The sequence below is a fragment of the Streptomyces sp. SAS_281 genome (genome assembly GCF_052542855.1).
This window is the reverse complement of the sequence record NZ_JBMNDO010000190.1, coordinates 1-9,901: the sequence shown is the minus strand read 5'-3', so window position 1 is coordinate 9,901 and position 9,901 is coordinate 1. Positions and strand designations below refer to the sequence as shown.

At 73.2% G+C, this 9,901-nt stretch carries 11 protein-coding genes; 1 reads left to right on the top strand and 10 read right to left on the bottom strand.

The window, feature by feature from the left end; translation table 11 throughout:
- Positions 1-54 precede the first annotated feature (54 nt).
- The 5 genes from der to aroH all read right to left on the bottom strand — a co-directional run bounded on the left by der (position 55) and on the right by aroH (position 4,528).
- Positions 55-1,524: a ribosome biogenesis GTPase Der gene (der, locus tag ACN6LM_RS36725; protein ID WP_445069763.1), complete on the bottom strand. Its 1,470-nt coding sequence runs from the start codon at positions 1,522-1,524 to the stop codon at positions 55-57.
- A gap of 64 nt (positions 1,525-1,588) precedes the next feature.
- Positions 1,589-2,245, bottom strand: coding sequence for a lysophospholipid acyltransferase family protein (locus ACN6LM_RS36720; protein ID WP_445069762.1), 657 nt, complete (start codon positions 2,243-2,245; stop codon positions 1,589-1,591).
- On the bottom strand, positions 2,242-2,958 hold the full coding sequence (gene cmk, locus ACN6LM_RS36715; RefSeq protein ID WP_445069761.1) for a (d)CMP kinase: 717 nt from the start codon (positions 2,956-2,958) through the stop codon (positions 2,242-2,244). Before cmk ends, ACN6LM_RS36720 begins: the two co-directional genes overlap by 4 nt.
- Positions 2,959-3,083: 125 nt before the next feature.
- Positions 3,084-4,169, bottom strand: a complete 1,086-nt coding sequence (locus ACN6LM_RS36710; RefSeq protein WP_445069760.1) for a prephenate dehydrogenase — start codon at positions 4,167-4,169, stop codon at positions 3,084-3,086.
- Positions 4,166-4,528, bottom strand: a complete 363-nt coding sequence (aroH, locus tag ACN6LM_RS36705; RefSeq protein ID WP_445069759.1) for a chorismate mutase — start codon at positions 4,526-4,528, stop codon at positions 4,166-4,168. Before aroH ends, ACN6LM_RS36710 begins: the two co-directional genes overlap by 4 nt.
- Positions 4,529-4,657: 129 nt before the next feature.
- Here aroH and ACN6LM_RS36700 point away from each other — a divergent pair, with 129 nt between their 5' ends.
- On the top strand, positions 4,658-5,350 hold the full coding sequence (locus ACN6LM_RS36700; RefSeq protein WP_445069758.1) for a nucleotidyltransferase domain-containing protein: 693 nt from the start codon (positions 4,658-4,660) through the stop codon (positions 5,348-5,350).
- Between the two features lie 7 nt (positions 5,351-5,357).
- Here ACN6LM_RS36700 and ACN6LM_RS36695 read toward each other — a convergent pair whose 3' ends face one another.
- The 5 genes from ACN6LM_RS36695 to ACN6LM_RS36675 all read right to left on the bottom strand — a co-directional run.
- Positions 5,358-6,374, bottom strand: a complete 1,017-nt coding sequence (locus ACN6LM_RS36695) for an ADP-ribosylglycohydrolase family protein (RefSeq protein ID WP_445069757.1) — start codon at positions 6,372-6,374, stop codon at positions 5,358-5,360.
- Positions 6,371-7,105 (bottom strand): NUDIX hydrolase, encoded by a 735-nt coding sequence (locus ACN6LM_RS36690; protein ID WP_445069756.1) that lies wholly within the window; start codon positions 7,103-7,105, stop codon positions 6,371-6,373. Before ACN6LM_RS36690 ends, ACN6LM_RS36695 begins: the two co-directional genes overlap by 4 nt.
- The gene (locus ACN6LM_RS36685; protein ID WP_445069755.1) at positions 7,102-8,181 is read right to left on the bottom strand and encodes an AAA family ATPase; all 1,080 of its coding nucleotides are present in this window, start codon (positions 8,179-8,181) and stop codon (positions 7,102-7,104) included. Before ACN6LM_RS36685 ends, ACN6LM_RS36690 begins: the two co-directional genes overlap by 4 nt.
- Positions 8,178-8,825, bottom strand: coding sequence for a nicotinamide riboside transporter PnuC (gene pnuC, locus ACN6LM_RS36680; protein WP_445069754.1), 648 nt, complete (start codon positions 8,823-8,825; stop codon positions 8,178-8,180). The genes ACN6LM_RS36685 and pnuC overlap by 4 nt, the downstream gene beginning before the upstream one ends.
- A 124-nt stretch (positions 8,826-8,949) precedes the next feature.
- Positions 8,950-9,901: pseudouridine synthase (locus ACN6LM_RS36675; RefSeq protein WP_445069753.1), on the bottom strand; the 952-nt coding region annotated here is incomplete at its 5' end.

Genomic DNA, 9,901 nt, shown 5'->3' with positions numbered 1-9,901 from the left:
CCGGAGCGCTCGGTGACCGAGCGCTCCGGGGCTGTCGCGTGCCGTTCGTCGCGGCTACTTCTTGCGGCCCCGCTTCTCGCGGACCCGGACCGAGATGTGGATCGGGGTGCCCTCGAAGCCGAACTCCTCGCGCAGGCGGCGCTCCACGAAGCGCCGGTAGCCGTGCTCCAGGAAGCCGGAGGCGAAGAGGACGAAGCGCGGCGGCTTGGTGCCCGCCTGGGTGCCGAACAGGATGCGGGGCTGCTTGCCGCCCCGGACCGGGTGCGGGTGGGCGGCGACGATCTCGCCCAGGAAGGCGTTGAGCCGGCCGGTCGGGACGCGGGTCTCCCAGCCGTCGAGCGCGGTCTCGATCGCCGGGACCAGCTTCTCCATGTGGCGGCCGGTGCGGGCCGAGACGTTGACCCGGGGCGCCCACGCGACCTGCGCGAGCTCCGTCTCGATCTCGCGCTCCAGGTAGTAGCGGCGCTCCTCGTCCAGCGTGTCCCACTTGTTGAACGCGAGCACGACGGCGCGGCCCGCCTCCACGGCCATGGTCACGATGCGCTGGTCCTGGACGCTGATCGTCTCGCTGGAGTCGATCAGGATGACCGCGACCTCGGCCTTCTCCAGGGCGGCGGCGGTGCGCAGCGACGCGTAGTAGTCCGCGCCCTCCTGGAGGTGGACGCGGCGGCGGATGCCGGCGGTGTCGATGAACTTCCAGGTGACGCCGCCCAGCTCGATGAGCTCGTCGACCGGGTCACGGGTGGTGCCCGCCAGCTCGTTGACGACGACGCGGTCCTCGTTGGCCACCTTGTTCAGCAGCGAGGACTTGCCGACGTTCGGGCGGCCGATGAGCGCGATGCGGCGCGGTCCGCCGAGTGCCGTGCCGAAGGACTGCGGCGGGGCCTCGGGCAGGGCCTCCAGGACGGCGTCCAGCATGTCGCCGGTGCCGCGGCCGTGCAGCGAGGAGACCGGGTGCGGCTCGCCGAGGCCGAGCGACCAGAGGGCGGTGGCGTCCGCCTCGCCGCTCTGCCCGTCGACCTTGTTGGCGCAGAGCACGACGGGCTTGCCGGCCCGGCGCAGCAGCTTGACGACGGCCTCGTCGGTGTCGGTGGCGCCGACGGTGGAGTCCACGACGAAGACGACCGCGTCGGCGGTCTCGATCGCGTACTCCGCCTGGGCGGCGACGGAGGCGTCCAGGCCGAGGACGTCCTGCTCCCAGCCGCCGGTGTCCACGACCTTGAAGCGGCGGCCGGCCCACTCGGCCTCGTAGGTGACGCGGTCGCGGGTGACGCCCGGCTTGTCCTGGACGACGGCCTCGCGGCGGCCGATGATCCGGTTCACCAGGGTCGACTTGCCGACGTTGGGCCGGCCGACGACGGCGAGGACGGGCAGCGGTCCGTGACCGGCCTCGTCCAGCGCGCCCTCGACCTCCTCGGGGGCGAACCCCTCCTGCGCGGCGAGCTCCATGAACTCCGCGTACTCGGCATCGCCAAGCTCTCCGTGCTCGTGGTCCGAGCCGCCGGAGTGAATCTGGTCGTTCATGAAGTCCGTTCCTCTTTGCATCATCATCGATGGACCACTCAGCGCGCGGTCCACTACTCAAGTCTTACCCGGTGCGCCCGGTGAGGCGCACGGCGTGCTCCAGGTGGCCGGTGAGCCGGGCCTGGATGCGCAGCGTGGCCTCGTCGAGCGCCTTACGCGTACGCCTCCCGCTGCCCGCCTCGAAAGCGTCCCCGAAGACGACGTCCACGCGGCTGCGCAGCGGCGGCAGTGCCGATATCAACCGTCCGCGGCGCTCGGTGCTTCCCAGGACGGCCACGGGGACGATCGGCGCCCCGCTGCGTACCGCGAAGTACGCGAGCCCGGTACGCAGCGAGGCGAAGTCTCCGTCGCCCCTGGTGCCCTCGGGGAAGATCCCGAGCACCCCGCCGTCCTCCAGCACGCCGAGCGCGCGGGTGATGGCGGTGCGGTCGGCGGTCGTACGGTCCACCTCCAGCTGCCCGATTCCGCGCAGGAACGGGTCGAGGGGGCCGACGAACGCCTCTTTCTTGATCAGGAAGTGGACGGGCCGGGGCGCGGTGCCCATCAGCATCGGCCCGTCGATGTTGTGCGAGTGGTTCACCGCGAGTATGACGGGTCCGGAGGCGGGGACCCGCCAGGCACCGAGGACACGGGGTCTGAAGAGCCCGTACATCAGCCCGATCCCGATGCCGCGCCCGACCGCCGCACCACGCGGCGAGGGCGCGCTCGTGGTGTCGGTCACTTCGCGGCCCGCTTCTCCCCGACGAGGGTGACGACGCACTCGATGACCTGCTGGAGCGTCAGCTCGGTGGTGTCCACCTCGACCGCGTCGGCCGCCTTGGCGAGCGGGGAGGTCTTGCGGCCGGAGTCCGCGGCGTCCCGCTTGATCAGCGCCTCCTTGGTGGCGGCGAGATCGGAGCCCTTGACCTCGCCGCTGCGGCGGGCGGCACGGGCCTCCGGCGACGCGGTGAGGAAGATCTTGATGTCGGCGTCGGGCAGCACGGTGGTGCCGATGTCGCGGCCCTCGACCACGATGCCCTTCTCCGCCTCGGCGGCGATGGTGCGCTGGAGCTCGGTGATCAGGGTGCGCACCTCGGGGACGGCGCTGACGGCGCTGACCTTGGAGGTGACCTCCTGGGTGCGGATCGGACCGGAGGCGTCCTCGCCGTCGACGGTGATCGCCGGGGCGGCGGGGTCGGTGCCGGAGACGATGACGGGCTTGGCGGCGGCGGTCGCGACCTGGGCGGCGTCGTGCACGTCGATGCCGTTGTTCAGCATCCACCAGGTGATGGCGCGGTACTGGGCGCCGGTGTCCAGGTAGCTGAGGCCGAGCTGGGCGGCGACGGCCTTGGAGGTGCTGGACTTGCCGGTGCCGGAGGGGCCGTCGATGGCGACGATCACTGCGGCCGGGGCGGTCCGGACGGCGGCGCTTACGGTTTCCACGGTGGTGGACACCTTCCTGGTGCTCGGGGCGGGCTGGACGGGACGCGTGAACCCGCCCCGCACAAGGTTACCGAGTGCGGGGACGGGTCCGGTCACCCCTGTGGACAAGTGTGCGACCGGCCATGGTCGCACGGTTCCTACTGCCGGATCGACCAGCCCCGCTCGCGGAGGGCCGCGGCGAGGACGGGGGCGGCGCTCGGTTCGACCATGAGCTGGACGAGACCGGCCTGCTGGCCGCTGGCGTGCTCGATGCGCACGTCCTCGATGTTGACCCCGGACCGGCCCGCGTCGGCGAAGATGGCGGCCAGCTCGCCGGGCCGGTCGCTGATCAGGACGGCGACCGTCTCGTACGCGGCCGGGGCGGCGCCGTGCTTGCCGGGCACCCGGACCCGGCCCGCGTTGCCCCGGCTCAGGACGTCACGGATGCCCTCGGTGCCCGCGCGCCTCTTCTCCTCGTCGGCGGACTGGAGCCCGCGCAGCGCGATGACCGTCTCCTCCAGGTCGGCGGCGACACCCGCGAGGACGTCGGCGACGGGGCCGGGGTTGGCGGACAGGATCTCCACCCACATGCGCGGGTCGGACGCCGCGATCCGGGTCACGTCCCTGATCCCCTGCCCGCACAGCCGGACCGCGCTCTCGTCGGCGTCCTGGAGCCGCGCCGCGACCATCGAGGAGATCAGCTGCGGGGTGTGCGAGACGAGCGCGACGGCCCGGTCGTGGGCGTCGGCGTCCATGACGACCGGGACGGCCCGGCACAGCGCGACCAGCTCCAGCGCGAGGTTCAGCACCTCGGTGTCGGTGTCCCGGGTGGGGGTGAGCACCCAGGGCCGCCCCTCGAAGAGGTCGGCGGTCGCGGCGAGCGGCCCGGAGCGCTCCTTGCCGGCCATGGGATGCGTGCCGATGTACGGGGTGAGGTCGGCCCCCAGCGCCTCCAGCTCGCGGCGCGGGCCGCCCTTCACGCTGGCGACGTCGAGGTAGCCCCGGGCGACGCCGTCGCGCATGGCGGCGGCGAGCACGGTCGCGGTGTGGGAGGGCGGCACGGCGACGACCGCCAGGTCGACCCGTCCCCCGGGCGGCTCGTCCGTACCGGCGCCGAGCGCGGCGGCGGTCCTGGCGGACTCGGGGTCGTGGTCGGCCAGGTGGACGGTGACGCCCCGGCCCGCGAGGGCGAGGGCCGCGGAGGTCCCGACGAGGCCGGTACCGATGACGACGGCGGTTCTCACTGGGCGATGTCCTTGCGCAGGGCGGCGGTGGCGCCGAGGTAGACGTGGTTGATCTCGGCCTTGGACAGATAGGTCTCGACGTGCGCCAGGATCCGGACCACCCGGGGCATGGCCCCCTCGATGTCCAGTTCCTGGGCGCAGATCAGCGGTACGTCGACGATCCCGATGGAGCGCGCGGCGGCGGCCGGGAAGTCGCTGTGCAGGTCGGGCGTGGCCGTGAACCAGATGCTGATGAGGTCGTCCGCGACGAGTTCGTTGCGCTCCAGCACGGCGGTGAGCAGGGCGCCGACCCGCTCGTGCAGGTGCCCGGTCTCGTCCCGGTCCAGCTGGACGGCGCCCCGGACCGCTCGTACCGCCACGTCGTGCTCCTTGCTCGTTCCGTACCGCTTCTTGCGTATGCGATCAGCGTAGAGGGGCGGCGGCGTCCGGTGCCCGTCCGCCCTTTTTATGAGACGCGCCCGCGCCCGTCCCTCGCGTACCCTCCCGGCATGATCACGCCGACCGACGAGGACCTGGTACGCCGCCACACGGTCTACTCCTGTGTGATGGGGTCGCGCGCCTTCGGTCTCGCCACCGGGACCAGCGACACCGACCGGCGGGGCGTGTTCCTGGCACCGACCCCGCTGTTCTGGCGCTTCGAGAAGCCGCCCACGCACATCGAGGGCCCGGCGGACGAGCAGTTCTCCTGGGAGCTGGAACGCTTCTGCGAGCTGGCCCTGCGCGCCAACCCGAACGTGCTGGAGTGCCTGCACTCGCCGCTCGTGGACCACGTGGACGACACCGGCCGCGAACTGCTCGCGCTGCGCGGCGCCTTCCTCTCCCGCCGGGCGCACGACTCGTTCGTACGCTATGCCCTGGCCCAGCGCCGGAAGCTGGAGGCGGACGTCCGCCGGCACGGCGCACCGCGCTGGAAGCACGCGATGCACCTGCTGCGCCTGCTGGCCAGTTGCCGGGACCTGCTGCGCACCGGCGAACTGACGATCGAGGTGGGCGAGGCCCGCGAGGACCTCCTCGCGGTCAGGCGCGGCGAGGTCCCCTGGCCGGAGGTCGAACGCCGCATGATCCGCCTCGCCGCCGAGAACGACGAGGCGGCCTGCGCCTCCCCGCTGCCGGCCGAGCCGGACCGGGCCCGCGTCGAGGACTTCCTGGTCCGTACACGGCGGGCGTCGGCAACGGCCTGAGGGCGGCTCAGGCGTCCCAGAGCGCCCCGAGTTCCAGCAGCTCGTCCCGGTACTCGATGCGCTCCGCCCATGCGGCCGGCCAGGCGCCGGGCCCCAGGTGGGCACCGGCCAGCGCGCCGGTCAGGCAGGCGATGGAGTCCGAGTCGCCCCGGGTGCAGGCGGCGCGGCGCAGGGCGGTGACGGGTTCGTCCGGGAAGAGCAGGAAGCAGTGCAGGGCGGTGGCGAGGGCGTGCTCGGCGATCCAGCCGTCTCCGGTCCGCTCACAGGGGTCGGTCTCCGGCGAGGGGGCGCGCAGGGCGTCCTGGACGGTCTCCAGCGCGGCCAGGCACTCGTCCCAGCCCCGGCTGATGTACGCCTCGGGCGAGGCGTCGTGCGTGTGGCGCCAGAGGTCGCCGAGCCACCGGTCGAGATAGCGTTCGCGGTTCTCGAAGGCGTACGAGCGGAGTTGGCCGATCAGGCCGAGCGGTTCCACCCCCTGGGCGAGCAGGTGCACCGCTCGGGCCGTCAGGTCGGAGGCGGCGAGCGCGGTCGGGTGGCCGTGGGTCAGGGCCGACTGGAGCTGGGCGGCGCCGGAGCGCTGCTCGTCGGTGAGGCCGGGCGCCAGTGCGACGGGTGCGACGCGCATGTTGGCGCCGCAGCCCTTGGAGCCGGTCCGGCTCGCCTCCTGCCAGGGGCGGTCGCTGTCGAGCGAATGGCAGGCTTCCAGGCAGGTGCGGCCTGGGGCGCGGTTGTTGTCGGGCGAGTGGTACCAGTCGACGTACTCCTCGCGCACCGGGCGGGCCAGCAGCGGCCCGGTGAGCGGGCCCCGGTCCATGGCGGTGCGCAGGCCCCGGCCCAGGGCCAGGGTCATCTGGGTGTCGTCGGTGACGAAGGCCGGCTTCGGCAGCTCCATCTCCCGCCAGGGCCCGCACTTGGCGAGGATCGACGGCACGTCGTTGAACTCGGTGGGGAACCCCAGCGCGTCGCCGAGCGCGAGCCCGGTCAGCGCGCCGGTCGCGGCCCTCTTCGTACGGGTGGTCGTCATGGCTGCCGTCCTTCCGGTCTCAGCAACGGGGGGTGCAGTGCGGTGGCGTCGCCCGCGCGGTAGAGGGCGGCCGGTTTGCCGCGGCCGCCGGTGCGGCGCGGGGCCCCTTCCGCGGGCTGTACGAAGCCCGGCGTGGCGAGGACCTTGCGGCGGAAGTTGGGGCGGTCGAGCTCGACGCCCCAGACCGTCTCGTAGACCTGTTGCAGCTCGCCCAGGGTGAAGTGCGGCGGGCAGAACGCGGTGGCCAGGCAGGTGTACTCCAGCTTGGCGCCGACGCGGTCGCGGGCGTCCGCGAGGATGCGGTCGTGGTCGAAGGCGAGCGGGCCCGTCCGGGCCGCGTCCCACCAGCGCGCGCCCGCCGCGTCACCGCCGCCGCGCGGCTCGGGCAGGTCCGGGACGAGGGCGGTGTGGGCGACGGAGACGACGCGCATCCGGGGATCGCGGTCCGGGTCGCTGTAGGTGCGCAGCTGTTCCAGGTGGAGGCCGGAGACGGTGTCGTCGCTCAGCCCGGTCTCCTCGGCCAGCTCGCGGCGCGCGGCGGCCCCGGCGGACTCCCGGGGCAGCAGGAAGCCGCCGGGGAGCGCCCAGTGGCCCTGGTACGGCTCCGCGCCGCGCTCGACCAGCAGGACGTGCAGCCGGGACTCGCGGACCGTGAAGACCGCCAGGTCCACGGTGACCGCGAACGGCTCGAAGGCGCTCGGGTCGTAGCCCTCGGGGGCGGCGGCGCTCATCGGCGCTCCGGGAGGGGCGCGGCGAAGTCCCAGCCCTCGGCGAGCAGCGCGTCGACGGCCTCGACCGCGCGGGCGAGGCGCGCCTCGCGGCTGCCGGTCAGCTCGATGAAGGGCCGGCCGGTACGGGTGAGCTCGGCCCGGAAGCGGTCGGTCATCCAGGGCCGCAGCTCCTCGCCGTCGCGCAGCCCGTCGTCCTCGAAGGCGACGCCCTCGTGGTCGGTGAGCAGCCACAGGTGGTGGCGGGCCCGGTCCGCGACGCGCTCGACGAGGGGGTTGCGCCCGCCCACGTACCGCTCGTGCCAGACGGTCGTCGCGAAGGAGTCCGTGTCGCAGAAGAGCACCGGGGAGCCGGTGCGGGCGGCCTCCTCCTCGCGGGCGTTCTGGACCTCGGCGATGTGCGGGAAGTCGTGGGTGGAGAGGGTGACGTCCTCCCACTGGGCCCGGGGCCACCGCTCGCGCAGCTCGGCCAGCTTCCGTTCGCTGAACTCGCGGCCGTACTCGGCCACGTACCCCGTGTGCGCCCAGATCCCGCCGCGCTGCCGGTAGTGGGCGGCGAGCGCCCGGGCCAGGGTGGTGGTGCCGGTGGACTCCGCGCCGAGGACGACGACGCGGCGGGCGAGCGCCGCCCGCACCGGCGCTTCGAGGAAGCCCCAGCAGCCGGCCGGGTCGGCGCGGACGGCGGTGCCGGAGACGGGGTACGCGGTGCGGTCGGGGTCGACGCAGACGGACTCGGCGCCGAAGCGGCGGGCCAGCTCGTCCCCGTACGGCTCCGAGGTGAAGACGGCGTCCACCCGCTCGGGCACCGCGGCGGTGAAGACGGCCATGTGGGCGTCCCAGATCGCCGGGTCGTGAAGGTCCATGCGGGTGTCGTCCATGGCGCCGACCACCGTCGCGTCGGGGTGCGCCTGGCGCATCCAGTCGACCCGGTCGGCGAGCGGGACGGACTCCACCGAGGCGGCGCAGACCAGGACGGTGAGCCGTTCGCAGCGGGCGGCGGCGGTGCGGACGAGGTGGTGGTGGCCGGCGTGCGGCGGATAGAACTTGCCGAGCACGAGTCCGTGCGGGTAGCGCTTCATGCCAGGGCCTTCGCGGGGTCGGCTGCGGTCAGGTCGCGGCGCCAGTTGCGCAGGCCGATGAGGCACAGCGTCAGGAAGCCGACGTACAGCAGCGAGGTCAGGTACAGCTCCTTGTACGCGTACAGCGGGATGTACACGATGTCGGCGGCGATCCACAGCCACCAGGACTCGACCAGCTTGCGGCACTGCCCGTAGGTCGCCGCGAGCGAGAGCGCGGTCGTGAGCGCGTCCCAGAACGGAACGGTCGAGTCGGTCGCCCGGTCGAGCAGGACGGTGAGCGCCACGGTCCCCACCGCCCCCGCCGCGAGCAGCCCGGTCCACTCGGTGCGCGTGGTGCGGCGCACCGGCAGCCCGTCGGTCCCTGGTCCACCCCCGTGGGTCCAGGTCCACCAGCCGTAGGCGGCGAGGGCGATGAAGACGATCTGGAGTCCGGCGTCGGCGTACAGGCCGGACTGGGTGAACAGCAGGATGAAGAAGAGGTTGTTGGCGATGCCGATCGGCCAGTTGGCGAGGTGCTGGCGGGCCACGAGCCAGACGCACAGCGCGCCGCTGCCGAAGCCCAGCACCTCGGTCCAGCTGACCGGGGTGTCGAGGACCGTCACCAGGGGCTGCTGCAGGGGATCGAGTATGTCCGCGAGACTCACGCCCGCCTCCTTAATAGTCATTGTGACTATAAAGGTTCGGCCGGGCACGCGAAAGGCCCGCGGCCGGTTCCTCTCCGGAGAATTCCGGGGAACCGGCCGCGGGCCTCGTGCGTGCGGGGACGGGCTACAGGCCGACCTCGCGCATCAGCATGCCCACCTCGGTGTTGGTGAGCCGGCGCAGCCAGCCCGACTTCTGGTCGCCCAGCGCGATCGGACCGAAGCCCGTGCGCACGAGCCGGTCCACGGGGAAGCCCGCCTCGGCCAGCATGCGGCGCACGATGTGCTTGCGGCCCTCGTGCAGGGTCACCTCGACCAGGTAGTTCTTGCCGGTGTTCTCCACGACGCGGAAGTGGTCGGCGCGGGCGTACCCGTCCTCCAGCTGGATGCCGTCCTTGAGCCGCTTGCCCAGGTCGCGCGGGAGGGGGCCCTGGATGGCCGCCAGGTACGTCTTCTTCACGCCGTACCTGGGGTGGGTGAGACGGTGGGCCAGCTCGCCGTGGTTGGTGAGCATGATGATGCCCTCGGTCTCGGTGTCCAGCCGGCCGACGTGGAAGAGCCGCGTCTCGCGGTTGGTGACGTAGTCGCCGAGGCACTGGCGCCCGTCCGGGTCCTCCATGGAGGCGACTACACCGGCCGGCTTGTTCAGCGCGAAGAACAGGTAGGACTGGGTGGCGACGGTCAGCCCGTCGACCTTGATCTCGTCCTTGTGCACGTCGACACGCATGCCCTGCTCGACGACGATCTCGCCGTTGACCTCGACCCGGCTCTGGTCGATCAGCTCCTCGCAGGCGCGGCGCGAGCCCATGCCGGCGCGGGCCAGGACCTTCTGCAGCCGCTCGCCCTCCTGCTCGGCGCCCGGGTGCGTCTTGGGGGTATTGATCTCGGGCTTGTTCGCGTACCGGTCGCGGTTGCGCTGCTCGATCTTGGCGTCGAGCTCGCGCGGGCGCGCCGGGGCGCCGTACGGACCGCGCCGGGCGCCGCCCTTCGCGCCGCCCTGCGGGCTCTTCGGACCGCCCTTGGCGCCGCCCCGGGGGGGGGGGGGGGGGGGGGGGGGGGGGGGGGGGGGGGGGGGGGGG

Coding starts and splice junctions, on each gene's coding strand:
- der (WP_445069763.1), bottom strand. CDS start 1,524: ATGAACGACCAGATTCACTCCGGCGGCTCGGACCACGAGCACGGAGAG.
- ACN6LM_RS36700 (WP_445069758.1), top strand. CDS start 4,658: ATGATCACGCCGACCGACGAGGACCTGGTACGCCGCCACACGGTCTAC.
- ACN6LM_RS36695 (WP_445069757.1), bottom strand. CDS start 6,374: ATGACGACCACCCGTACGAAGAGGGCCGCGACCGGCGCGCTGACCGGG.
- ACN6LM_RS36690 (WP_445069756.1), bottom strand. CDS start 7,105: ATGAGCGCCGCCGCCCCCGAGGGCTACGACCCGAGCGCCTTCGAGCCG.
- ACN6LM_RS36685 (WP_445069755.1), bottom strand. CDS start 8,181: ATGAAGCGCTACCCGCACGGACTCGTGCTCGGCAAGTTCTATCCGCCG.